This is a genomic window from Pseudomonas sp. NBRC 111143 (assembly GCF_001320965.1).
Lineage (GTDB): Bacteria > Pseudomonadota > Gammaproteobacteria > Pseudomonadales > Pseudomonadaceae > Aquipseudomonas > Aquipseudomonas machongensis.
In genome coordinates this window covers 1-23,778 of record NZ_BCBT01000012.1, presented here as the reverse complement: position 1 = coordinate 23,778, position 23,778 = coordinate 1, and the positions used below count along the sequence as shown (strand labels likewise).

At 62.1% G+C, this 23,778-nt stretch carries 23 protein-coding genes and 1 tRNA gene; 18 read left to right on the top strand and 6 right to left on the bottom strand.

Annotated features, from left to right (window positions below; genetic code table 11):
• Positions 1 to 29 precede the first annotated feature (29 nt).
• The 10 genes from APH44_RS09230 to APH44_RS09185 all read left to right on the top strand — a co-directional run bounded on the left by APH44_RS09230 (position 30) and on the right by APH44_RS09185 (position 11,100).
• Positions 30 to 114, top strand: a tRNA-Leu gene (locus APH44_RS09230).
• Between the two features lie 266 nt (positions 115 to 380).
• Positions 381 to 1,160 (top strand): class I SAM-dependent methyltransferase, encoded by a 780-nt coding sequence (locus APH44_RS09225; RefSeq protein WP_054892393.1) that lies wholly within the window; start codon positions 381 to 383, stop codon positions 1,158 to 1,160.
• Between the two features lie 5 nt (positions 1,161 to 1,165).
• Positions 1,166 to 1,996 (top strand): hypothetical protein, encoded by an 831-nt coding sequence (locus APH44_RS09220; protein WP_054892392.1) that lies wholly within the window; start codon positions 1,166 to 1,168, stop codon positions 1,994 to 1,996.
• An 88-nt stretch (positions 1,997 to 2,084) separates the two neighbouring features.
• Positions 2,085 to 2,384, top strand: coding sequence for a DUF6388 family protein (locus APH44_RS09215; RefSeq protein ID WP_054892391.1), 300 nt, complete (start codon positions 2,085 to 2,087; stop codon positions 2,382 to 2,384).
• 243 nt (positions 2,385 to 2,627) lie between these two features.
• Complete coding sequence (gene tig / locus APH44_RS09210) at positions 2,628 to 3,941, top strand: trigger factor (protein WP_054892390.1); 1,314 nt, start codon at positions 2,628 to 2,630, stop codon at positions 3,939 to 3,941.
• Positions 3,942 to 4,032: 91 nt separating this feature from the next.
• A complete protein-coding gene (clpP, locus tag APH44_RS09205) occupies positions 4,033 to 4,674 on the top strand; it encodes an ATP-dependent Clp endopeptidase proteolytic subunit ClpP (protein ID WP_029613529.1) in 642 nt (213 codons plus the stop codon).
• A 108-nt stretch (positions 4,675 to 4,782) separates the two neighbouring features.
• Positions 4,783 to 6,066: an ATP-dependent Clp protease ATP-binding subunit ClpX gene (gene clpX / locus APH44_RS09200; protein WP_054892389.1), complete on the top strand. Its 1,284-nt coding sequence runs from the start codon at positions 4,783 to 4,785 to the stop codon at positions 6,064 to 6,066.
• 155 nt (positions 6,067 to 6,221) lie between these two features.
• The gene (gene lon / locus APH44_RS09195; RefSeq protein WP_054892388.1) at positions 6,222 to 8,618 is read left to right on the top strand and encodes an endopeptidase La; all 2,397 of its coding nucleotides are present in this window, start codon (positions 6,222 to 6,224) and stop codon (positions 8,616 to 8,618) included.
• A 153-nt stretch (positions 8,619 to 8,771) separates the two neighbouring features.
• Positions 8,772 to 9,044, top strand: coding sequence for a nucleoid-associated protein HU-beta (gene hupB, locus APH44_RS09190; protein ID WP_054892387.1), 273 nt, complete (start codon positions 8,772 to 8,774; stop codon positions 9,042 to 9,044).
• Between the two features lie 184 nt (positions 9,045 to 9,228).
• A complete protein-coding gene (locus APH44_RS09185) occupies positions 9,229 to 11,100 on the top strand; it encodes a SurA N-terminal domain-containing protein (protein ID WP_054892386.1) in 1,872 nt (623 codons plus the stop codon).
• A 63-nt stretch (positions 11,101 to 11,163) separates the two neighbouring features.
• Here the strand turns inward: APH44_RS09185 and APH44_RS09180 are convergent, their stop codons facing one another.
• Positions 11,164 to 12,204 carry a patatin-like phospholipase family protein gene (locus tag APH44_RS09180; protein ID WP_054892385.1) on the bottom strand — a complete coding sequence of 347 codons (1,041 nt, stop codon included), beginning with the start codon at positions 12,202 to 12,204 and terminating at the stop codon, positions 11,164 to 11,166.
• Between the two features lie 157 nt (positions 12,205 to 12,361).
• Here APH44_RS09180 and APH44_RS09175 point away from each other — a divergent pair, with 157 nt between their 5' ends.
• From APH44_RS09175 to APH44_RS09165, 3 genes are all read left to right on the top strand, one after another.
• The gene (locus APH44_RS09175; protein WP_054892384.1) at positions 12,362 to 12,640 is read left to right on the top strand and encodes a hypothetical protein; all 279 of its coding nucleotides are present in this window, start codon (positions 12,362 to 12,364) and stop codon (positions 12,638 to 12,640) included.
• A 14-nt stretch (positions 12,641 to 12,654) separates the two neighbouring features.
• Complete coding sequence (locus tag APH44_RS09170; RefSeq protein ID WP_054892383.1) at positions 12,655 to 13,422, top strand: CHAD domain-containing protein; 768 nt, start codon at positions 12,655 to 12,657, stop codon at positions 13,420 to 13,422.
• A 93-nt stretch (positions 13,423 to 13,515) separates the two neighbouring features.
• Positions 13,516 to 14,313: an acyl-CoA thioesterase II gene (locus APH44_RS09165; protein ID WP_054892382.1), complete on the top strand. Its 798-nt coding sequence runs from the start codon at positions 13,516 to 13,518 to the stop codon at positions 14,311 to 14,313.
• A 14-nt stretch (positions 14,314 to 14,327) separates the two neighbouring features.
• On the opposite strand, the gene APH44_RS09160 is transcribed toward APH44_RS09165, so the two are convergent.
• From APH44_RS09160 to APH44_RS09150, 3 genes are all read right to left on the bottom strand, one after another.
• The gene (locus APH44_RS09160; RefSeq protein ID WP_054892381.1) at positions 14,328 to 14,696 is read right to left on the bottom strand and encodes an Mpo1-like protein; all 369 of its coding nucleotides are present in this window, start codon (positions 14,694 to 14,696) and stop codon (positions 14,328 to 14,330) included.
• A 75-nt stretch (positions 14,697 to 14,771) separates the two neighbouring features.
• Positions 14,772 to 16,250 carry a methyl-accepting chemotaxis protein gene (locus APH44_RS09155; RefSeq protein ID WP_054892380.1) on the bottom strand — a complete coding sequence of 493 codons (1,479 nt, stop codon included), beginning with the start codon at positions 16,248 to 16,250 and terminating at the stop codon, positions 14,772 to 14,774.
• A gap of 87 nt (positions 16,251 to 16,337) precedes the next feature.
• Positions 16,338 to 17,135 (bottom strand): TatD family hydrolase, encoded by a 798-nt coding sequence (locus tag APH44_RS09150; RefSeq protein ID WP_054892379.1) that lies wholly within the window; start codon positions 17,133 to 17,135, stop codon positions 16,338 to 16,340.
• A 155-nt stretch (positions 17,136 to 17,290) separates the two neighbouring features.
• On the opposite strand from APH44_RS09150, the gene APH44_RS09145 reads away from it, so the two are divergent.
• The 4 genes from APH44_RS09145 to greB all read left to right on the top strand — a co-directional run bounded on the left by APH44_RS09145 (position 17,291) and on the right by greB (position 20,330).
• Positions 17,291 to 18,697, top strand: coding sequence for a transglycosylase SLT domain-containing protein (locus APH44_RS09145; RefSeq protein ID WP_054892378.1), 1,407 nt, complete (start codon positions 17,291 to 17,293; stop codon positions 18,695 to 18,697).
• A 108-nt stretch (positions 18,698 to 18,805) separates the two neighbouring features.
• On the top strand, positions 18,806 to 19,240 hold the full coding sequence (locus APH44_RS09140; protein ID WP_054892377.1) for a DoxX family protein: 435 nt from the start codon (positions 18,806 to 18,808) through the stop codon (positions 19,238 to 19,240).
• A 213-nt stretch (positions 19,241 to 19,453) separates the two neighbouring features.
• Complete coding sequence (locus APH44_RS09135) at positions 19,454 to 19,762, top strand: hypothetical protein (RefSeq protein ID WP_054892376.1); 309 nt, start codon at positions 19,454 to 19,456, stop codon at positions 19,760 to 19,762.
• Positions 19,763 to 19,853: 91 nt separating this feature from the next.
• On the top strand, positions 19,854 to 20,330 hold the full coding sequence (gene greB, locus APH44_RS09130) for a transcription elongation factor GreB (protein ID WP_054892375.1): 477 nt from the start codon (positions 19,854 to 19,856) through the stop codon (positions 20,328 to 20,330).
• Here greB and APH44_RS09125 read toward each other — a convergent pair.
• Positions 20,302 to 21,762, bottom strand: a complete 1,461-nt coding sequence (locus tag APH44_RS09125) for a PLP-dependent aminotransferase family protein (protein ID WP_054892374.1) — start codon at positions 21,760 to 21,762, stop codon at positions 20,302 to 20,304. The genes greB and APH44_RS09125 overlap by 29 nt on opposite strands.
• Positions 21,763 to 21,957: 195 nt before the next feature.
• Here APH44_RS09125 and APH44_RS09120 point away from each other — a divergent pair, with 195 nt between their 5' ends.
• Positions 21,958 to 23,163: an MFS transporter gene (locus APH44_RS09120; RefSeq protein ID WP_082420874.1), complete on the top strand. Its 1,206-nt coding sequence runs from the start codon at positions 21,958 to 21,960 to the stop codon at positions 23,161 to 23,163.
• Here APH44_RS09120 and APH44_RS09115 read toward each other — a convergent pair.
• Positions 23,126 to 23,778, bottom strand: a 653-nt coding sequence (locus tag APH44_RS09115) for an FtsX-like permease family protein (protein ID WP_156343739.1), incomplete at its 5' end; no start/stop codon positions are given. The two genes, APH44_RS09120 and APH44_RS09115, sit on opposite strands and share 38 nt — an antisense overlap.

The window sequence follows — 23,778 nt, the reverse complement described above, 5'->3', positions numbered from 1 at the left end:
ATCAGGCGCCTTTGTTTTAAGCGCATCACGCGGACGTGGTGAAATTGGTAGACACACTGGATTTAGGTTCCAGCGGCGCAAGCTGTAAGAGTTCGAGTCTCTTCGTCCGCACCATCTTCTGTTTTCAATGCACGCTCAAGCGCATTAAAACCTCCTGAAAATGCCGCCTTGTGCGGCATTTTTCATTTCTGCAGCAAATTCCCAGGGCAGCAGAATTCTGGCGCATCCGTGTCAGTTCGCTGGCGGGATTTTTTGTGTTCGTCATTCGGCATCACCTCCCAGTCCAGTGTTCATGCGGGTTGTGCCTCGGTGTTGGCGGCTGGTCGGATTCTTGCTTGGCGTTTGGCGTTGATGCGATTCCGCGAATAAAAGGAACGAACATGAAAGTCTGCAGCACGCATAGGGAAAGTCTGTATTACGTGGTCGGCGCGGTTTTCAATGCGCTGGAGAAACGCCCGGTGGTTGCCGAGCTCGGTGTGCTGCGCGGCGAGAACGCCCTCAAGCTGCGCGCAGCACTGACGCCAGAGCGCATGGTGCTGGCCGACAGCTGGAGCAAGGAGGCGAACAAGGCTTACAGTCCATTCGATCAGTTGCCGCCTTGGGTCTCTCCGGTGGACGACTACGAGTACTACTATGGTGGCTCGCTGCACGACGATGCGACCTGGGACCGCTTGTACCAGGAGTGTGTATCAAAGTTCGTCGACATGCCCGAGGTCACGGTGATTCGCTCCGAAACCATCGGTGCGATCGACAGGATCCGTGAGCAGACCGGCATCGAGCAGTTCGATTTCGTCTACGTGGATGCCAACCACCAGTACGAGTACGTCCTGCGCGACATGATGTATTACCAGGAGCTGCTGGGTCCGGACGGCATCATGATGCTCAACGACTGCTGCTTCAGTGACAATGGCACCAAGCAGAACCTGGGCGTGCTCGAAGCGCTCGGCAGCTTCATGAAGCGTTCGGACTTCATTCCGGTGGCGATGACCAATACCGATTGGTCTGATGTGATCCTGGTGCGCCGCAATTCCGTGCTGGTGCAGCTGTTCGACATGGCGCTGAGCAACTCCGACGTGCCTTACGTCGAGATCCCTCACCAACTGATCACCGCTGCTCGTGTGGTCTATGGCGCCCAGCGTCACAACCTCAGCTTCGTCTGATTTCGATGTGGGGCAGGGGTGTACTGGCTGTTGTGGGTGCTCTTGTGCTCGCAGCATGCCAGTCGCCGCGCGAAGCGCTGGAGCACAGGGCTGCCGAGTACGGTCGTGAGGTGCAGGTGCTGGCGCTGGAAAGCTTTCCACTGCTGGTCGTGGCGCCCGCGCGGATCCCCGCAGCCAACGTGCTACGGGTTTATCTGGAGGGTGATGGCCATGCCTGGCTCACGCCCTCGCAGCCGAGTCTGGACCCTACGCCGCGGCAGACTCTGGTGGTCGACCTGGCGATGCAGGATCCGACACCTTCCTTATATATAGCCAGGCCCTGTCAGTTCATCAGCGTCCCTGGATGCGCGCCGGCGCTGTGGACCAGTCGGCGCTTCTCCCCTGAGGTGCTGGACAGTCTTGGTCAAGCGCTCGACCGGCTGAAAGCGCGTTATGGCAATCAGGGCTTCGAGCTGGTGGGCTATTCCGGCGGCGGAGCGCTTGCCTTGTTGCTGGCGGGGCGGCGTGAGGATGTGTGGCAGGTCCAGACCCTGGCCGGCAATCTGAGTCCGGCCGAATGGGCGCGAATGCTTGAGCTGACGCCGCTGGAAGGTTCGCTCGAGCCTTTACAGTATCGGGACCGTCTGGCGCGTATTCCCCAGCGCCATCTGCTGGGTGCCGAAGATCGCCAGGTGCCTGCTGACGTTGCGGCGTTTTATGCTCGGCAGTTGGGCGAGGCGCGTTGCCTCGAGCTGGTTTCCCTGCCGGGTGTGACGCATGAGCGGGGTTGGCAACAGGCCTGGCCGAGCTGGCGGCAGCGGTCGCTGGCGTGTGCACCTGTCGAGCGGAAGGATTGAGGGGCTTGCCCTCTGGTGACAACGCTATAAAAGCTGATAGATTTCAGCCGGTTGAAACACCGGTCGGTGACCGGCAGGGGAAATACCGATGATTGCCAAAGAAGCGCGCCAAGCGTTGGCGCTGCAGCGCTTTCGCGAAGCCAACCCGCAATTGCTCGAGGAGATCCGCGAGCTTGACGCGCGCGAGCAGGCCCAGCAGGTCGAGTGGGCGTTCGAGGATGCGGCTCAGGAGCAGGGTATCGAGCCCTGGGAGCTGGCCCTGCAGTTGATCGCCGAAAACCCGGAGCAATTGCAGGTCATGCGCCTGGAGACTCACCGCGAGGTGGCCGAGGCGTTGGGTATGTCGTGGGAAGAATATTGCCAGTTCAATGAAGTCGACCCGCATTAACGGGCCGATTCTGCAGTTGTAACTGTTTGACAGTTTTTTCGGCATGCGCCCTCAATGATGGCGCGCAGCCCTTGAGTAACGAGGCCTGGCGCGTTTTTGCGCTGGCCTGTAAATGAAATCGACCGGCGTGGTTGTCCGTCGTCCCGAGTGGGGTGACTTCTGGTGCGTGAGTCACTAGAATATTCGCCCTTGATTCTGGAGTCGGGCTATCGCCGGCTAACGTCTGTGCAACGAGGAATATCCATGCAAGTTTCTGTTGAAAACACTTCCGCTCTCGAGCGCCGCATGACCATCGCCGTTCCGGCCGAGCGCGTCGAGAACGAAGTCAACAAGCGTCTGCAACAGACTGCCCGTCGCGCCAAGGTCCCGGGCTTCCGTCCAGGCAAGGTGCCAATGAGCGTTATCCGTCAGCGTTACGAAGACGCTGCCCGCCAGGAAGCCTTCGGTGACCTGGTCCAGGCCTCCTTCTATGAAGCCGTGGTCGAGCAGAAGCTGAATCCGGCTGGCGCCCCGGCTGTCGAGCCTAAGTCGTTCGAGAAAGGCAAGGACCTCGAGTTCGTCGCCGTCTTCGAAGTCTTCCCTGAATTCACCGTTGCCGGCTTCGAGTCGATCAACGTCGAGCGCCTGAGCGCCGACGTCGCTGATGCCGACCTGGACAACATGCTGGAAGTGCTGCGCAAGCAGAACGTCCGTTTCGAGGCCGTCGAGCGCGCTGCCGAGAAAGACGACCAGGTCAACATCGACTTCGTCGGCAAGATCGACGGTGAGGCCTTCGCCGGTGGTTCGGCCAAGGGCACCCAGCTGGTACTGGGTTCCGGCCGCATGATCCCGGGCTTCGAAGATGGCCTGGTTGGCGCCAAGGCCGGTGAAGAGCGCGTCGTCAACGTGACCTTCCCCGAGGACTACCAGAACCTGGATCTGGCCAACAAGGCCGCCGAGTTCACCATCACTGTCAACAGCGTTTCCGCACCTGTGCTGCCAGAGCTGAACGAAGCCTTCTTCGCCCAGTTCGGCATCAAGGAATCCACCCTGGAAGGCTTCCGCACCGAAGTTCGCAAGAACATGGAGCGTGAACTGCGCCAGGCCATCAAGGCCAAGGTCAAGAACCAGGTCATGGACGGTCTGCTGGCCGCCAACCCGGTAGACGTGCCGAAAGCCCTGCTGGAAAACGAAGTCAACCGTCTGCGCGTGCAGGCTGTCCAGCAGTTCGGTGGCAACATCAAGCCTGAGCAACTGCCGGCCGAGCTGTTCGAGGAGCAAGCCAAGCGCCGTGTGGTCCTGGGCCTGATCGTCGCCGAGGTGGTCAAGCAGTTCGAGCTGAAGCCGGACGATGCCAAGGTTCGCGAGATGATCGAGGAAATGGCTTCCGCTTACCAGGAGCCTGAGCAGGTTATCAACTGGTACTACAAGAACGACCAGCAACTGAACGAAGTCCGTTCGGTTGTGCTGGAAGAGCAAGTTGTAGATACTGTCCTGCAGAAAGCGACTGTGACCGACAAGTCGGTCTCGTACGAAGAGGCTGTCAAGCCAGCACAGGCTCCTGCCGAAGCTGAGTGATTTGCTACTCTCGTAGGAAACCCCACAAGCCAGCCTTCGGGCTGGCTTGTGCGTTATTAAAGCCATGACTATTTGGGAGTGAGTGCAGGACATGTCCCGCAATTCTTATATTCAGCAGAGCTCTGACATCCAGGCCGCAGGCGGTCTGGTCCCGATGGTTATCGAGCAGTCCGCCCGTGGCGAACGTGCCTACGACATCTACTCGCGCCTGTTGAAGGAGCGTGTGATCTTCCTGGTGGGTCCTGTAGAGGACTACATGGCCAACCTGGTTGTGGCGCAGCTGCTGTTCCTTGAAGCGGAAAACCCGGACAAGGATATCCATCTGTACATCAACTCGCCGGGTGGCTCGGTCACCGCAGGCATGTCGATCTACGACACCATGCAATTCATCAAGCCGGACGTCTCCACCATCTGCATCGGCCAGGCCTGCAGCATGGGCGCCTTCCTGCTGGCAGCCGGTGCGGCAGGCAAGCGTCACTGCCTGCCGAACTCGCGCGTGATGATTCACCAGCCGCTGGGCGGCTTCCAGGGCCAGGCGACCGACATCGAGATCCATGCCCAGGAAATCCTCAGCATCAAGGCGCGCCTGAACGAGCTGCTGGCCTTCCACACCGGCCAGGACCTCGAGACCATCAAGCGCGACACCGAGCGTGACAACTTCATGAGCGCCTCGCGCGCGGCCGAGTACGGCCTGGTCGACTCGGTCTACGACAAGCGGCAACTGGTATCCTGAGCCCAGGCGCCAGAGCGGGCGGGCGCCGAAAGGGCCCGCCTGCGGACTTGAAAAAGCCCGCAATTGCCTTCATCTTGTGTTGCAAGCCTACCGGATTGGATCGATCGAATGACTGACACCCGTAACGGCGAGGACAACGGCAAATTGCTCTATTGCTCCTTCTGCGGCAAAAGCCAGCACGAAGTGCGCAAATTGATTGCCGGGCCCTCGGTATTTATCTGCGACGAGTGCGTCGACCTGTGCAACGACATCATCCGAGAGGAGGTGCAGGAAGCCCAGGCCGAGAGCAACGCGCACAAACTACCTTCGCCGAAAGAAATCAGCGGTATCCTGGACCAGTACGTCATTGGTCAGGAGCGCGCCAAGAAGGTGCTTGCCGTAGCGGTGTACAACCACTACAAGCGCCTGAACCAGCGTGACAAGAAGGGCGACGAGGTCGAACTCGGCAAGAGCAACATCCTCCTGATCGGGCCTACCGGCTCGGGCAAGACCCTGCTCGCCGAAACCCTCGCGCGCCTGTTGAACGTGCCGTTCACCATTGCCGACGCCACCACCCTGACCGAAGCCGGTTATGTGGGTGAGGACGTCGAGAACATCATTCAGAAGCTGTTGCAGAAGTGCGACTACGATGTGGAAAAGGCCCAGATGGGCATCGTCTACATCGACGAGATCGACAAGATCTCGCGCAAGTCGGACAACCCGTCCATCACCCGTGACGTCTCGGGCGAGGGCGTGCAGCAGGCATTGCTGAAGCTGATCGAGGGGACCGTGGCTTCCGTGCCGCCCCAGGGTGGCCGCAAGCACCCGCAGCAGGAGTTCCTGCAGGTCGACACGCGTAACATCCTGTTCATCTGCGGTGGCGCATTCTCGGGTCTCGAGAAGGTCATCCAGAACCGCTCCACCAAAGGTGGTATCGGTTTCGGCGCGGAAGTGCGCAGCAAGCAGGAAGGCAAGAAGGTGGGTGAGTCGCTGCGCGAAGTCGAGCCGGACGATCTGGTCAAGTTTGGCCTGATTCCGGAATTCGTCGGTCGCTTGCCGGTTCTGGCCACGCTCGACGAGCTGGACGAAGCTGCGTTGATGCAGATTCTCACCGAGCCGAAGAACGCCCTGACCAAGCAATACGCCAGGCTGTTCGAGATGGAAAGCGTGGACCTCGAGTTCCGCAGCGACGCGCTCAAGGCCGTTGCTCGCAAGGCTCTGGAGCGCAAGACCGGCGCCCGTGGCCTGCGTTCGATCCTCGAAGGCGTGCTGCTCGACACCATGTACGAGATTCCTTCGCAGAAGGATGTCAGCAAGGTGGTGATCGACGAGAGCGTCATCGACGGTACTTCGCAGCCGCTGCTGATCTACGAGAACAGCGAGCCGCAAGCCAAGGCCGTGCCTGACGCCTGAGTCGCACGCCTGACACGTTGAAGCATAAAGGGGCCGCGGGCCCCTTTCTGCTTTTCTGGCGCCAGCGCTTGTATTTTTGCGGACCTGCCCCCACATTAGCTCCAAGCACTATTTCCACCGGTTTCCGGCCCCAAGGCCGCTGTAGAGGCGAAATCATGAAGACCACCCTCGACTTGCCTCTTTTGCCATTGCGCGATGTCGTCGTCTATCCGCACATGGTTATCCCGCTGTTCGTGGGACGCGAGAAGTCCATCGAAGCCCTAGAGGCCGCAATGACGGGCGAAAAGCAGATCCTCCTGCTGGCCCAGAAGAATCCAGCCGACGATGATCCGGGCGAAGATGCCCTGTATCGCGTCGGCACCATCGCTACCGTCCTGCAACTGCTCAAGCTGCCTGATGGCACCGTCAAGGTGCTGGTCGAAGGCGAGCAGCGCGGTGCGGTCGAGCGCTTCACCGAGGTCGAAGGCCACGTTCGCGCCGAAGTCAGCCTGATCGACGAGGTCGAGGCGGCCGAGCGCGAGTCCGAAGTGTTCGTGCGCAGCCTGCTGTCGCAGTTCGAGCAGTACGTTCAGCTGGGCAAGAAAGTGCCTGCCGAAGTGCTGTCCTCGCTCAACAGCATCGAAGAGCCGGGGCGCCTGGTCGATACCATGGCCGCGCACATGGCGCTGAAGATCGAGCAGAAGCAGGAAATCCTCGAGATCATCGACCTGTCTGCCCGTGTCGAGCACGTACTGGCGCTGCTGGACGCCGAAATCGACTTGCTGCAGGTCGAGAAGCGCATCCGTGGCCGGGTCAAGAAGCAGATGGAACGCAGCCAGCGCGAGTACTACCTGAATGAGCAGATGAAGGCCATTCAGAAGGAACTCGGCGACGGCGACGAAGGCCACAACGAAGTCGAGGAGCTGAAAAAGCGTATCGATGCTGCTGGCCTGCCCAAGGATGCCCTCACCAAGGCCCAGGCCGAGCTGAACAAGCTCAAGCAGATGTCGCCGATGTCCGCCGAGGCCACGGTGGTGCGCTCTTACCTCGACTGGCTGGTGCAGGTGCCCTGGAAAGCCCAGAGCAAGGTGCGTCTGGATCTGGCCAAGGCTGAAGAGATCCTCGATTCGGACCACTACGGCCTGGAAGAGGTGAAGGAGCGGATCCTCGAGTACCTCGCGGTCCAGAAGCGCGTGAAGAAGATCCGTGGCCCCGTCCTGTGCCTCGTCGGGCCGCCCGGCGTGGGCAAGACGTCGCTGGCCGAGTCGATCGCCGCTGCCACCAATCGCAAGTTCGTGCGCATGGCCTTGGGTGGTGTGCGTGACGAGGCCGAGATCCGTGGTCACCGCCGTACCTACATCGGCTCGATGCCGGGGCGCCTGATTCAGAAGATGACCAAGGTCGGGGTGCGCAACCCGCTGTTCCTGCTCGACGAGATCGACAAGATGGGCAGCGACATGCGCGGCGATCCGGCCTCGGCACTGCTCGAAGTGCTCGATCCGGAGCAGAATCACAACTTCAACGATCACTACCTGGAAGTCGATTACGACCTCTCGGACGTGATGTTCCTGTGCACCTCCAATTCGATGAACATTCCGCCAGCGTTGCTGGACCGGATGGAGATCATTCGTCTGCCGGGCTACACCGAGGACGAGAAGGTCAACATTGCGGTCAAGTACCTGGTGCCCAAGCAGGTCAAGGCCAACGGCCTCAAGAAGGAAGAGTTGGAGGTCGACGTCGCCGCGATCCGCGACATCATCCGCTACTACACTCGAGAAGCCGGTGTGCGTGGTCTGGAGCGCCAGATTGCCAAGGTCTGCCGCAAGGTGGTCAAGGAGCATGCCGGCAACAAGCAGGTGAAGGTCAAGGTCACCGGCGACCAGCTCGAGCACCTGCTGGGTGTGCGCAAGTTCCGTTATGGTCTGGCCGAAACCCAGGACCAGATCGGCCAGGTCACAGGCCTTGCCTGGACCCAGGTCGGCGGTGAGCTGCTGACCATCGAGGCGGTCGTGATTCCGGGCAAGGGGCAGTTGATCAAGACCGGCTCGCTCGGCGATGTCATGGTCGAATCGATCACTGCCGCACAGACCGTGGTACGCAGCCGCGCCCGCAGCCTGGGTATCGCTGCCGATTTCCACGAGAAGCACGACGTGCACATCCACATGCCCGAGGGCGCCACGCCCAAGGATGGCCCGAGTGCCGGTATCGGCATGTGCACTGCACTGGTCTCGGCGCTGACCCAGATTCCGGTGCGTGCCGACGTGGCGATGACCGGTGAAATCACCCTGCGCGGTCAGGTGCTTGCCATCGGCGGGCTGAAGGAAAAACTGCTTGCGGCGCACCGCGGCGGGATCAAGACAGTCATCATTCCCGAGGAAAATGTGCGTGACCTGAAGGAGATTCCTGAAAATATAAAACAGGATCTGCAAATCAAACCGGTTAAATGGATTGACGAGGTCCTGCAAATTGCGCTGCAATACGCCCCGGAGCCCTTGCCAGATGTGGCTCCGGAGATTGTCGCGAAAGAAGAGAAGCGCGACAGCGATGCTAAGGAAAGAATTAGCACGCACTAGTTCGTATTTCATTGGGGGCCTTCGGTTGACAGCTTTTTCGGGCCCTTGCTATAAAGCGGCACGCCAGTGTCAACAGGCCACCCAATGATCGTTTCATAAGCTTTTCATTACATACTTAGAAACAAACTCAATAGAGATATAAGGGGACTTAGAGTGAACAAGTCGGAACTGATTGACGCTATCGCCGCTTCTGCTGACATCCCGAAAGCTGTAGCCGGCCGCGCGCTGGACGCAGTAATTGACTCCGTAACCGGTGCCCTGAAAGCAGGCGACGACGTCGTTCTGGTTGGCTTTGGTACCTTCTCCGTCAAGGAGCGCGCTGAGCGCACCGGCCGTAACCCGCAAACCGGCAAGGCGATCAAGATCGCTGCCGCCAAGGTTCCAGGCTTCAAAGCTGGCAAAGGCCTGAAAGACGCCGTCAACTAAGTCGTCTCTTTCAGCCGGACCCGGCCTGGCCAGGTCCGAGCACGTAGCGGCGGGGGCCGCAAACGTTCCCGCCTGCCACGTTTGCTAAGAAAAGGCGCATCCTCGGATGCGCCTTTCTTTTATCAGGATTCTACCCACTCTCCGCGGTTGTCGATGCAGTGGTACGACCGTTTCTGGGGGACGCATGCTGCAGAATATCAGGGACAATTCACAGGGTTGGATTGCCAAGACCATCATTGGCCTCATCGTCGTGCTGATGGCACTGACCGGTTTCGAGGCCATCTTCCAGGCCGCCAGCCACAGCCAGGATGCCGCCAAGGTCAATGGCCAGACCATCAGCCAGAACGAGCTGAGCCAGGCCGTCGACATGCAGCGCCGCCAGCTGATGCAACAGCTGGGCAAGGATTTCGATCCGGCGATGCTGGACGAGAAGATGCTGCGTGACGCGGCACTCAAGGGGCTGATCGACCGCAAGCTGCTGTTGCAGGGTGCCGAAGACGCCAAGTTCTCTTTCTCCGAGGCGGCACTGGATCAGTTGATCCTGCAGACGCCTGAGTTCCAGGTCGATGGCAAGTTCAGCGCCGAGCGCTTTGACGCCGTCATCCGCCAGATGGGCTACGGCCGCATGCAGTTCCGCGAAATGCTCGCTCAGGAAATGCTCATCGGCCAGCTGCGTACCGGCCTGGCAGGCAGCAGCTTCGTTACCGACAAACAAGTCGACGCCTTCGCCCGTCTGGAAAACCAGACCCGCGATTTCGCTTCGCTGACCTTCAAGGCCAACCCGGCCGCAGTCAAGGTGAGCGATGAAGAGATCAAGGCGCATTACGATCAGCACGCCAAGGAATTCATGACCCCTGATCAGGTGGTCATCGATTACATCGAGCTGAAGAAAGCTGCGTTCTTCGACCAGGTTTCGGTCAACGAAGACGAGCTCAAGGCGCTGTACGAAAAGGAAATCGCCAACCTCGCGGAACAGCGCCGCGCTGCGCACATCCTGGTCGAAGTCAACGACAAGACCGATGATGCCCAGGCCAAGGCCCGCATCGAAGAGATTCAGCAGCGCCTGTCCAAGGGTGAAGACTTCGCCAAGTTGGCCAAGGAGTTCTCCCAGGATCCGGGCTCGGCGGCCAATGGCGGTGACCTCGGCTTTGCAGGTCCGGGTGTCTATGACCCGGCCTTCGAGGATGCCCTGTACAAGTTGAACAAGGACCAGGTGTCGGCACCGGTTCGCACCGAGTACGGCTATCACCTGATCAAGCTGCTGGGCGTCGAGGCGCCTGAAGTGCCTACCTTCGCCAGCCTGAAGGACAAGCTGACCCACGAGCTGAAAACCCAGCAGGTCGAGCAGAAGTTCGTCGAAGTCACCAAGCAACTGGAAGACTCGGCCTTCGAAGCCTCCGACCTGGCGCAGCCTGCGCAGGAACTGGGCTTGAAGGTACAGACCTCGGCACCGTTCGGACGTGAGGGCGGCGAGGGCATCACTGCCAATCGTTCGGTGATCCAGGCTGCGTTCAGTGAAGAGGTGATGGACGAAGGCGCCAACAGCAGTGCCCTGGAGCTTGACCCTGAGACCGTGGTGGTACTGCGGGTGAAAGAGCACCGCAAGCCGGAGCAACTGGCGCTGGAAGCCGTGTCGAAGAACATCAGCGAACACCTGGCCAAGGAGAAGGCGACCGCCGAGCTCAAGGCCAAGGCGGACAAGCTGATTGCCGGCCTGCGTGATGGTTCGATCGCCAAGGGCGCCGACCAGGAAGGGCAGAAGTGGAAGGTGCAGGAGGCGGTGACCCGCAACCAGGAAGGCATCGACCCAGCCGAACTGCAGGCCGCGTTCCGCATGGCCAAGCCTGAGTCCAAGGACAAGCCTGTCTACGGTAGTGTCGTCCTGGGTGACGGTAGCCTGGTGGTGCTGCAGCTCAAGGGTGTCAACGAAGGTGCTGCCGCGTCCGACGAGGAGAAGGTGCAGATTCGTCGCTACCTCGCTTCGCGCGCCGGCCAGCAGGACTTCGCTGCCTTCCGCAAGCAACTGGAAGCCAGCGCCGACATCACCCGTTACTGAGTGCTGTCGTCGTGACGAAACAGGCCGCTTATGCGGCCTGTTTCGTTTCCGCCATCTCCAGGCCTAGCGCCCCTCCCCCTCATGACTGTCCAGCGTATCGCGGGCAATCTCCCGTCCCAGCGCAATCAGCTCGGGCGCCTTGTAGAACTCGAAAAACCGGCACACTCGCTTCGGCACGTTGATCAGAACATCCGGCGGATACCCGGCGATCTTGTACTGTGCCAGCGAGGTCTGCATCACCTCGAAGCTCTGGTTGATCAGGTCGAGTAGCGATGCAGGTCCGACGTTATCGATGATGAACGAACCGGTCGCCGACTTAGGGGCGCCTTCGCGTTCCGGGGCCGCTGCCGGTTGCTGGCTTTCCGGGTCGGCGGGATCGCTCAGCCACGGGTTTGTCTGGCTCATGCGTTCGGCGACGATTTCCTGCTCGATGCGCATCAGCTGCTCGGCCGGCTTGCGGCGAAACGGCATGCGCGACCCCAGCGAACTGATCACCGATTCGAATCGCATCCTGAACGCCGCCGGGCGTTCGATCACCGGCAACTGGTACTGCTTCTGATTGGTGGCGTTGAGGTTGACCGCGATGATCAGGTCGCAGTGACTGGACACCACCGGCACGATCGGCAATGGATTGAGGATGCCGCCATCGACCAGCATGCGGTTGCCCTGCATGACGGGCGTGAACAGGCTGGGAATCGCCGCCGAGGCGCGCATGGCCTGGTGCAGGCAGCCTTCCTGGAACCAGATTTCCTGCTGGTTGGTCAGGTCGGTGGCGACGGCGGTATAGGGGATTCGCAGTTGTTCGATGTTGATCTCGCCGACGATCTTGCGGATTTGTCCAAATACCTTGTCACCCCGAATGGCGCCCAGGCGAAAGCTCACATCCACCAGGCGCAGCACGTCGAGGTAGTCCAGGCTTTCTATCCAGCGACGGTATTCGTCGAGCTTGCCGGCGGCATAGATGCCACCAATCACCGCGCCCATCGAGCAACCGGCGATGCAGGCGATTTCGTAGCCGCGACGCTCGATCTCCTCGATCACGCCGATGTGCGCATATCCCCGGGCACCGCCCGAACCGAGCACCAGTGCGACACGCTTGCTCATACTTTTTCCCCCAAGGCATTTCGCGCGTATTCCAACAATGCACCCATTGGTGCCGGTGCTTCAATGTCATTGCGCGCTGGGCTACGCTGAGCATGGCACTTTTCACGTTGCCGGCCGTCGAACAGCGACTGTTTTGTCCTTCTTGAGGTAATGCCCGATGAAAGCCTGGATCTGCCTTCCCCTGATTGCCCTGGCCCTTGCTGGCTGTGCGGGCAAGACGGCCTATCGCGACAGTTGCGCGACTCAGTTGGATGCGGCCTGGAAGGAACTCGACCTCGCCAAGGCCGAAGGGTTTGCCGGTACCGTGAGCTACTCCAAGGCGCTGTCATTGCTGACTGGAGCCAAGACCCAGCAGCAGTTCGAGGCGTTCGAGGGGTGCAGCAGCAAAGCCGAGCGGGCACGTTTCTATATCCGTGAGTCCCGTGCAGGCCGTTGACCGAGGAGGCTGATATGCCCGCGATGCTCGATCATGTAGTCGCTCAGGTCCTGGCCCTGCAGGTGCGTCTACTGGCCTGCCGGGAACGCCTGGCTGCCGATACCGACAGCGAAGCCCTGCACGACCTGCGCACCAGTGTCAGGCGCCTGCGCAGTCTGCTGCGACCCTTGCGCGCGCTGCCGGGTGTCGAACAATTGGAGGATGCAGCGAAATCGCTGGGCACGCTCACCACGCCTCTGCGCGACCGTGAGGTGCTGGCCGATCAGTTGATCTCTGCTGGGTACGTGCAGGCCGGGCAGCGGCGCCTGCAGGGCAGGGCGGCAGCTTTCGCCAGCGTCGCTGCCAGCCCGCAGTTGACCCGGCTGCTGGCGATACTGGATTCATTCCCCCTGTTCCTGCGTGCTTCGCAACGCGAAGGCCTGGCGAATGACTTGGGCACGCGCATCGACAAACGCCTGCGCAAGCAATGGCGCAAGCTGGAAGCGGCCATCGACGATCCGGCCCACGACCGGCATCGCTTGCGTCTGTTGATCAAGCGGGTGCGCTACGGCGATGAGGCCTACCCGCAGTTGCGCCATGCAGGGAAGAAGCTTCAGAGGCTGCTCAAGCAGGCGCAAGGGGACCTGGGCGATTGGCATGATCGTGTTCAATGGCTGCTGCAGTTGCGCGAGCATCCCGAGCTGGCGCCGTGCGAGGCGGCTTGGGAAACCGAGTTGCATGAGACCGAGCGTGCCAGCGATGCCACCTTGGCGTCGTTGCGCAAAGCCCTGTCGCGTCGATAACCCCAGTAAATGACCGATATGCGGGCTGCCCTGTGCCAGCCTGCTGGTTACCATGCGCCTTGACCCCGTTGTCGACAGAGGCCAAGGACTTCCATGAATTTCGATGAACTGCTAGAGGCCGTGCGCCGCCACCCGGCGTCGGTCAGTATCCCACCAGACTGGGCCCAGGGCCGCGCTTCGTTTGGCGGGTTGATGGCGGCGCTGGTCTATGAGGCGATGTGCCAGAAGATCAGCGATGGGCGGCCAGTGCGCTCGTTGGCCATCAGTTTCGTCGGCCCGGCGGCACCGGATGTGCCGATACGCTTCGAGGCCGAGGTGCTGCGTGAGGGCAAGGCTGTGAGCACGCTGTTAGGGCGTGCGATCCAGGATGGGCAGGTGGTGACGCTGGTGCAGGGCAACTTCGGTGCTGGACGCCCGTCGGTGGTAGAGGTGCAGGCCGAGCCAGCGCCATCGTTCAAGGCTCTGGAGGATTCGACACCGGAGTTGCCCTACATCAAGGGCGTCATGCCTGAATTCATGCGCAAGGTGGCGCTGCGCTGGGCGATCGGGGGGCTACCCTTCAGCGGCAACGCATCGCGCCAGATGGGCGGTTGGGTGCGTCTGCGCGACCTCCCGGAGGCGCCGCTCGAAGTGTCGCACCTGCTGGCGCTGGTCGATGCCTGGCCGCCGAGCCTGATGCCTTTTCTCAAGCAACCTGCCGCAGGCAGCACCCTGACCTGGACCATCGAGTTCGTCCAGCCATTGCCGGAGCTCAGCACGCACGACTGGTACCAGTACTGTGTAGAGACCGAGCACGCCCGTGATGGTTATGGGCATGCCGCAGCCCGCTTGTGGTCGGCGGATGGCCGCCTGTTGGCCTTGAGCCGGCAGACAGTGACGGTGTTTGCCTGAGCCTTGCCGCGTGTTCAGGGCCGATGCTTGTGTCTTTCGCGCCAGGCACGCCACCAGCCACCGCTCAGGACGAAACGTGGGAAGGTGATGAACTGTTCGGTCAACAGACGTTTCAGGGCGTCCTGTCGATCACTGAACGGCTCGGGTTGCTCGGCCTCCAGGCGATGGCCCTGGCGCTGCATGGCAAGCCCTGCGATCAGCGCGATCACGCCTACGGCAAGCTGGGTGATGTCGAGCGAGAACACGCCCGAAAGCACCAGCAGGGCACCTAGGATGAACAGCGGTACGGCAATCAAGTGCAGCACCAGGTTGGTCGGGTGGCGGTGATTATGGTGGTAGCCGCGCCATTGCCAGGCGGGCAGATTCGGCAGACGTTTGCTCATGGACAATTCCCCTTGGTCACGTCCAGAGCTTAGTGCGGCCCCCCGCAGGGGGCCAATCGAGGCTGTTTATCGGGACTATAGCTTGAGCTGGCCGATGGCTTTGTTCAGTTCGCCGGCGAGGGTCGCCAACGCATTGCTGGTGGTGGCCGATCCTACGGTCTGCTGTACGGTTTCTTCGGTGACGTCGCGGATGCTCACCACTGCCCGGTTCATCTCCTCGGCGACCTGGCTCTGCTGCTCGGCGGCCACGGCGATCTGTGTGTTGCTCTCGCGCATCTGCGCCACCGCGCGGGTGATTTCGGCCAGTGCGTCGCCGGCTTCGCGGGCCTGCTTGACGCAGTCGTCGGCCTTGTAGGAGCTCTCCTGCATGTACTCCACGGCATCACGGGTGCCGTCCTGAAGCGCGGACACCATGGTGGTGATCTCGTTGGTGGAGTTCTGCACGCGCTTGGCCAGGTTGCGTACTTCGTCGGCCACCACCGCGAAGCCGCGACCCAGGTCGCCGGCGCGTGCGGCTTCGATGGCGGCGTTGAGGGCCAGCAGGTTGGTCTGTTCGGCGATGCTGTGGATCACGCTGACCACGCCATTGATCTTCTGGCTGTCGTCGGCCAGTTGGCGAATCATCTCGGCAGTCTGCTGCACGCCACTGGACAGCCCGGCGATGGAATCCTGTACCCGACTGACCACTTCCTGGCCGCTGCCGGCGAGGCTGTCGGCGCTTTGCGACAGGTCACGGGTGGCGCCGGCGTGCTGGGCGATGTGATGCACGGTGGCGGACATTTCGTTGATCGCTGTCGCTGCCTGGTCGGTCTCGCTCTGCTGGCCGATCATGCCGTGGCGTACTTCGTCCATGCTCGTGGCCAGACGTGCGGCGCCTGAGTCCAGTTGCGCGGCGGTGTGGGCCACCGTGCTGACTACGCGGTGGTAGGTCGTCTGCATGGCATTGAAGGCTCCGGCCATCTGGCCCACTTCGTCGCCACAGGCCAGCGGCACGCGCGCCGAGAGGTCGCCGGTTTTTTCCACGTGCAGCATCACATCCTTGAGGGTGTTGAGCTGGCTGAGCAGGAAGCGGATCAGCAGCTGCGAAGCGCAAAGCATCGCCAGCATGAGAATCAGTACGCACACCGCGTAGTTGCTGAACCGGTCGATGAATACCTGGCGCAGGCTTGGCGATTGCGCCAGCACGGCAATGTGCTGGTTGCCCTGGCGCAGCACCTGGGCGCCGCGCAGCGGATCGTCGCCAAACAGCCAGGCGGCGGGCAACGTGACCCAGCCTTGGCCGTCACGCAGTGCCTCGACGGGCTCGCCTTTGAAGCTCGGGGTCTGGCCTTCCTGCCAAGTGATCATATGTGGCAGGTGGGGGAAGGGTTGTGCAGCGGGCCAGGTGGCCAGCAGTTCGGCCTGGGTGACGGCATGCGCCTGGGCCGATTCGGCGCGGGCCTGCTGCTCCAGGTAGACCGCGTAGAGCACCAGCAGCAAGGTGGTGACGAAGGCCACCGCATTGACTGCCCAGAATTTGTACTTCAGGGAAATATTGCTAAGCCAGGCACCCATGGTAGGTCTTCTCTGAGTTGAGCGGAAACATTATTGGCAAGGTGCCATCATTGTGTCCGCTCGCGCGCGAAGCCTTCATGACATGCGTCAAGGGAGCTTGAAGAAATCCTTGGCCGTGGCCGTCGTGTGCTGGGCGCAGTGCTCAACGCTTTCACCCCGGTGCAAGGCGACTTCACGCAGTACTTCAGGCAGGAAGGCCGGTTCGTTGCGTCCGTTCTTCGGTTTCGGTCGCAGGGTGCGCGGCAGCAGGTAGGGCGCATCGCTTTCGAGCATCAGTCGGCCTTCGGGAATATTGCCTACCAGTGGATGCAGGTGCGTCCCGCGTCGCTCGTCACAGATCCAGCCGGTGATGCCGATGTGCAGGTCCAGGTCGAGGTAGGCGAACAGCGCCTGGCGCTCGCCAGTGAAGCAATGCACCACGGCGGCTGGCAACTGGTCACGGTAGTGCCTGAGGATTGCCAATAGCCGCTCGCTGGCATCGCGTTCATGCAGGAAGACCGGCAACTGCAGTTCGGCGGCCAGGGCCAGTTGAGCTTCCAGGGCTTTTTCCTGCTGTGGACGGGGGGAGAAGTCACGGTTGAAGTCCAACCCGCATTCACCCACGGCAAGCACCCGCGGCTGAGCCAGCAGATCGCGCAGGGTACGTTCGCTGGCACCTTCCCAATGGCTGGCATCGTGTGGGTGGACGCCGGCCGTGCTGAACAGGTGTTGGCCGGCTTCATCCAGGCGCTGGCATAGCAGCATGGCCTCTTCGCTGACGGCAAGGCTGGTGCCGGTCAAAACCATCTGCGCCACGCCGGCGGCCAAGGCGCGTTCGACGATCGCCGCCTGCTGGTCGTGAAAGCTGGTGTTGGTCAGGTTGACGCCGATATCGATCAGTTGCATGGTGCTACCTCGTGCCGCGGGGCGGCCAGCATAGCAAAATCTGCAAGTTCGCAGAAAAACCAAGAACTTCAAACGTTTGCCATGGTCTCTTGCCGTCATTTGTCATGCGCACCGCTCGGCGCATGGTTTCGCCAACCGCTTCTGGACCCTTCTTCATGCTGCGAACCCTGCTGACGACCTTGCTGTTGCTCGGGCTGATCGCCGCAGCGCCTGCCATCGCCCGCGAAACCGGCCCGCTGCAGCATGTGCCGGCGAGCCAGAGTCGCGACCTTGCGCAGATTCGAGCGAGCAAGGTGTTTCGGGTGCTGGTCAACCAGAGCCGCAACAGCTCAGGCGAGGTCAAGGGCGAACCGGTGGGTATCGAATACTATCGCCTGCGCGCGCTGGAGCATTTTCTCAATGCGCGGGTCGCGGACGGTCAGGAAATCACGCTGCAGATCGTCCCGCGCGCCAAGGAGCAACTGATAGGTGCCCTGCAGCGCGGTGAAGGCGACCTTGCCGCGCCTGGCGAATTGCTCGATGCGGGGCTGGTGCAGGGCGTCGGAGTCAGTGCGCCGGTGCTTGACCAGGTGCCGCTGTTGCTGGTCGGAAGCAAGGGTGAGCGAGCCTTCAGCCGGGTCGAGCAGCTGTCCGGGCGCACCATTGCCCTGACCACCGCCAGCGCTGCCGGTGCGGTGATCGAGCAGATCAACCAGCAGTTGGCCCTGCGCAAGCGCCCGCTGGTGAAGATCGAGTGGGTCGATCCGACCCTGGCAGTCGAAGATGTACTGGAGATGGTCCAGGCCGGCATCTATCACCTGACCGTGGTGGAACGCCCCATCGCCCAGCGCTGGGCGCGGGTGATGCCCAAGCTGCGCCTGGACACCCAGTTGCGTCTGAGCCAACCTCAGGCCATGCGCTGGTATGTGCGCAAGGATGCCGAGCAGTTGCTGGCCAGCGTGGACCGCTTCCTTGCCGTTTACCGCGCGCCGGACAACCAGGATGCAGCCTTCGAGCGCATCTATCGACGCCAGTACCGCGTGCACAATCCGCTGGCCCGCCAGGACCGCCAACGCCTGGAGTCGCTGCGCGCGGTGTTGCAGAAGCACGGCGCCGAGCAGCAGATCGACTGGCTCAACCTGGCGGCCCTGGCGTTCAAGGAGTCGACATTCGATCCCAAGGCCCGTGGTACAGGGGGCGCCCATGGGCTGATGCAGATCACCCCGGCCGCCGCGCAACGGGTGGGCGTGAGCAATACGGCCACGGTCGACGGCAATGTTCAGGCCAGCGCCCGCTACCTCGCGCTGATCCGACGCAAGTTCTTCTCCAGCCCGCAGCTCAATGAGCGTGAGCGCATGGCCTTCATTCTTGCCGCCTACAACCTCGGCCCGGAACGCGTCCAGGCAATGCGCGCCGAGGCCCGTCGCCGTGGCCTCAACGGTAACCAGTGGTTTTTCCAGACCGAGCGCATCGCCATGGAGCAGGTGGGTATGGGGCCGGTGAACTTCGTCAACAGCGTCAACAAGTACTTCCTGGCATTCAACCGGGAGCGCAGCGCCTTGGAGCGGGTCGCGAAACGCTGATAAATCGACTTTTTCGATTTGTTTGTTGGGTTTTTTGCGGTTTTCTTATTCGCTGATTTGATTAAGATGGCGGCCATTCCAACCTGACATTTCAAGGAAGCTCACCCGATGAATCCCTCCCTCAACGCCCTGTTCGTCACCCGCGCCGGTTTCGGCCTCAGCATCATCCGCATCCTGGTCGGCATCATCTTCATGGCGCATGGCTCACAGAAGCTGTTCGGCCTGTTCGGCGGCTATGGCCTGGAAGGCACCGGTCAGTGGATGGAGAGCATTGGCCTGGCCCCTGGCTACCTGATGGCCCTGCTCTCGGGCAGCGCGGAGTTCTTCGGCGGCCTGGCACTGCTGCTTGGCCTGCTGGCCCGCCCGGCTGCGCTGGCGCTGAGCGTGACGCTGGTGGTCGCGATCTTCTCGGTGCACATCGGCAATGGCCTGTTCATGTCCAACAACGGCTACGAGTTCGCCCTGGCGCTTTTGGGCGGCACGCTGGCGGTGCTGGTCGAAGGGGCAGGGCGCCTGTCGCTGGATCGCCTGATCGCCCGCTGACATCTCGCTGCAACCCGCCTGCGGCAAGCTGCAAGTGAACGCCCACTTGCAGCTTGCCGTTCGACGCTCTACGATACCGCTTGCGCCGATTTAAACAGCTACTTGCGGGGCGCAGGATAAGCCCCAGGGCAATCCGAAATACCGCTAAAGCGCTGGTTCGGTGACGCCTCCCACCGCTGCCCAGCGGGATTTGCGAGGCGAAGAGATACCACCATGAGTTGCCCACGTACCAGTGTCTGCCTGACCCCACTGCCTGCTGACCAGGCATCCCGCACACCGCGCATCCTGCTCGGTGGCCAGCATCAACCCACACTTCTGCGTAACCTCGACGGCTTTTCGCGCCGCAAGGGCCAGGCCCGTGCCTTCCTCATCCAGTTCGCCGAAGCGGCTTGCAACCTTGCCCATTACGCCAACGACCGCTTTGACCTCGCTGTGATCCAAGCCCCGATCGGCGAGGATGCCGGCGAGATCATCGGCCAGTTGACCCGCATTGCACGCCAGGGCCTGATCACCCGCCGCTGAGCAAGGTGTGGCGGCGCCTGTTTTTGGTTAAGCTCGGTAACCCGGCAGGCCCAAGGCGCCTGCTGTGGCTGTGCCGAGGAGAGCAAGCGGTTTGAGTACCAACATCATCACCACCGAAGGTCATGAAGCCCTCAAGAAGGAGCTGGATCACCTGTGGCGCGTCTACCGCCCCGAGATCACCCAGAAGGTGACCTGGGCTGCGTCGCTGGGGGATCGCAGCGAAAACGCCGATTACCAGTACAACAAGAAATTGCTGCGCGAGATCGATCGGCGGGTCCGCTACCTGCGCAAGCGCCTCGAGGATGTGAAAGTCGTCGCCTATTCCCCGGAGCAGGAAGGCAAGGTGTTCTTCGGTGCCTGGGTCGAGATCGAGAACGACGACGGCGAAACCCTGACGTTTCGCATCGTCGGTTACGACGAGATCTATGGCCGTAACGACTACATTTCCATCGACTCGCCCATGGCCCGTGCGCTGCTGAAAAAAGAAGAGGGCGATGAGGTGCTGGTGCTAACGCCCACGGGCGAAGCGACCTGGTACATCAATCGCATCCACTACGGCGCCCAGTGAGCGCATTCAGGTACAGCCGCCCCAATGTGTCCCCCGCCACCGCAATCTGCGCCTCGCTCAACGAGGCGTAGCCCACCAGTACGCCCGCCGGCCAGGCATGTTCACGGGTGAACAGTCCGAGCGGCTGAAGCATCAGGCCCTGCTCGTGGGCCTGTTGGCAAAATTGCTGTTCGTTGCAGCCTTCAGGCAACCAGAGGATGAAATGCAGCCCTGACTGCTCGCCTGCAATCCGCACCTCAGTGTGCCGGCGCAGCCTGTCGATGAGCAGGTCGCGGCGCTGCTGGTAGGTCTGCCGGGCAATGCGCAGGTGGCGTGCATACTGGCCGTTGCCGAGCATCTGCTCCAGCGCCCGCTGGCCGAGGGCGCCAGGCGCCTGCCCGGAGATCGTCAGCGTGTCCAGCATTTCGGCGTGCAGGCGCCGGGGAACCACGGCAAAGCCCAGGCGTAGGTTGCTGAACAAGGTCTTGTTGAAACTGCCGCAGAACAGCACTCGGTCGTGGTGGTCGATCGCCTTGATCGCCGGCAGCGGTGCACTCGCATAGTTGTACTCGCTGTCGTAATCGTCCTCGATGATTATCGCGTCCCGTGCCTGCGCCCAGTCGAGCAGGATCTGGCGGCGTTCGACGCTCATGCAGATGCCCAGTGGCGCTTGATGGGCGGGGGTAACGTGTACCGCTCCGAGCGTTTCATGATCGGCAAGTGCATCGACGCGCAGGCCCTGTTCGTCGAGCGGCGTGCTGAACAGCCTGTGCCCCGAACGCTCGAAAATCCGCCTGGCCCAGGCATAGCCTGGGTCCTCAACGGCGAGCGCTCGGTGCTTGGGCAGTACGCGGCTGAACAGGTCGAGGGTGTGGCGAATGCCGTGGGTGACCAGGATGTCATCCGCCTCGCAGTCGATACCCCGATAGAGCTTCAAGTGCGCCGCGATGGCTTGGCGCAGGCGTGGGTCACCCTGCGCAGGGAGGCTTTCAAGCAGGCCGGCGCCGTCCAGGCGTGCCGGGAAAAGATGCTGCTCCAGCAAGTTCGGGTCGGGCAGGCGGGCGACGAAGGGGACCCGCGCTTGCACCTGCGCCTGCACCGACTGCGGGTCGGCCATCGGCCGTGATAGCGACGCCTGGCCGGCCGGATTGCCGGATGCGATCAGGGTATCGGGCAGTTGCAGGGTGACCTGCGACCCTGCGCCCTGGCGCCGCTCGATGAAGCCTTCCAGCTTGAGCTGCTCGAACACCGCCTCCAGCGTGCCACGCGCCACGCCCCAGCGCTGTGCCAACGTGCGTGTGGAGGGCAGCAGGGTGCCGGGTGGCAGATGGCCGCTGACCACCAGCTCCTGGAGAAATCCATGCAGCAGCCGGTGCTTGCCGGTAGCGCTACCGGCAGACAGCTCGAACGGCAGGGCGAGATCGAGGGCAATGGCTTGTTTGCCTCTGGCCATAGTGGTCCATATTCGGGAAGGCCTAATGGGCCTTCATCTTATGCAGCGCCGCCCCTAACCTCAATCGCGTGACGCAGAGCCTTTGCGTCGTGCCTGCAGGCGTCCCCGACCTTCATTCAAGGAACATCGAATCATGCGTATTGCGGTGGGGCTGCGTTCGCCCGTCCGATTGTCTTTTGCTTCGCGGGTGCAGCCATGAACCGGCCCGGATTGTCAGTGGCCTTGCTGGCCGCAGTGGTAGTGCCGCAGGTCGGGCTGGGCATCATGGTGCCGGCCTCGGCGCAACTGGCCGAGCAGTTGCAGGTTGGCCTTGGCCAGGTGCAGAGCACACTGGTGATGTACATGGTCGGCTATGCGCTGTCGATGGTGCTGGCCGGGCTGCTGTGTGATCGCTACGGCCCGCGGGCAGTACAACTGGGCGGGCTGCTGCTGGCAGCGTGCGGTACCGGGCTTGCGGCCAGCGCCACGTCCTTCCTGCCCTTCATGATCGGCCGCCTGCTGCAAGCATTGGGCGGCTGCGTCGGCACGGTGACCACCCGTATGGTGGTGCGCGAGGTGTTCACCGAGCGCGAGCGCATGGGCACTCTCACCACGCTGGCTTCGGCCATCGCCATCACCCCGTGCCTGGCGCCGTTGCTGGGTGGCGCTTTGCTACCGCAGTTTGGCTGGCGCGGGATTCTGGGGCTGGTGGGGGTATTCAACCTGCTGGTACTGCTGGTGTTCTGGCGCCTGGTGCCGAGCCTGCCGGGGACAGGCCAGGGCGTTACTCCGGGCCTGGTGCTGCGGGTGTACGGACGCAACCTGGGCAACGCTGCGTTCGTTTTTCATGCAGCCTGCATTAGCCTGGTTTGGATGAGCTACTTCGGCTTCCTGTCTTCATCGTCCTACGCCTTCCAGGTTGTCCTGGGGTTCAGCGCATTCGAATACGGCGCGCTGATCGCCATCTGTGCACTGGGTTATGTCACCGGCAGCTTTCTGGCCCGGCGCCTGAGTCGCCAGCATGATCTGGCGCTGATCCTGGCGGTCGGGGCCGCTGTTGGTACTCTCGGCTGGGTTGGCCTGTGGTTGGCCGTTCACCTGGCAGGGCCGGTGGCGGGAGCGTTCGTGGTTCCGATGATGGCAATCCTGTTGAGCACTGGCATGGTGATTCCGGCGACCCAGGCAGGGCTGCTGCGTTGTGTGCAGCGGGATATCGGGCTGTCCACCGGTCAGTTCTTCTTCCTGCAGATGGTCAGCGGTGCGGCGTATGGCTTTCTTGCCAGCCACTGGCCGCATTTGGATGTGAGCCAGTTGGCATGGCTGGTGGGCGCGCCGATGGTGCTGCTCACCGTGCTTACAGGCACGGCGAGCATGCGCCGTCGGCTCAGGTCTCGCGCAGAACGCTCAGTGGCGTTGCATTGAGTGCCCGCCGGGTGCCGAACACACCGGCCCCGCCGACCAGGACCGCGCCCAGCACGGGCAGTACCAGCAGCCAGGGATGCGGCGCCCAGTGCAGGTCGAAGGCATAGCGGTACAGGGCCCAGGTGATCAGTTCGCAGCCCAGGGCAGCGAGCAGGCCGCTGGCGGCGCCAAGCAGGCCGAACTCGATGCGCCGGGCCTTGACCAGTAGCGCACGGCCGGCGCCCAGGGCGCGCAGTAGCGCGCCTTGGCGGATACGCTCGTCCAGGGTGGCCTGCAGGCCGGCGAACAACACCGCAAGGCCCGCCGCGAGCACGAACAGCAGTACGTACTCCACCGCCAAGGTGACCTGGGCGAGGATGCTGCGCAGTTGCCCCAGCAGCGCATCGACCTGGAGGATGGTCACCGCCGGAAACGCCCGCGACAGGGCGACCACGTCGGTATCGTGCCCCGGCGCGAGGTAGAAGCTGGTCAGGTAGGTGGCGGGCAGGCCTTGCAAGGTGCCGGGCTGGAAGATCATGTAGAAGTTCGGCTGGAAGCTGTCCCAGTGCACCGTACGCAGGCTGCTGACCCGTGCCTGGCGGTGCTCGCCGCCGATGTCGAAGGTCAGCAGGTCAC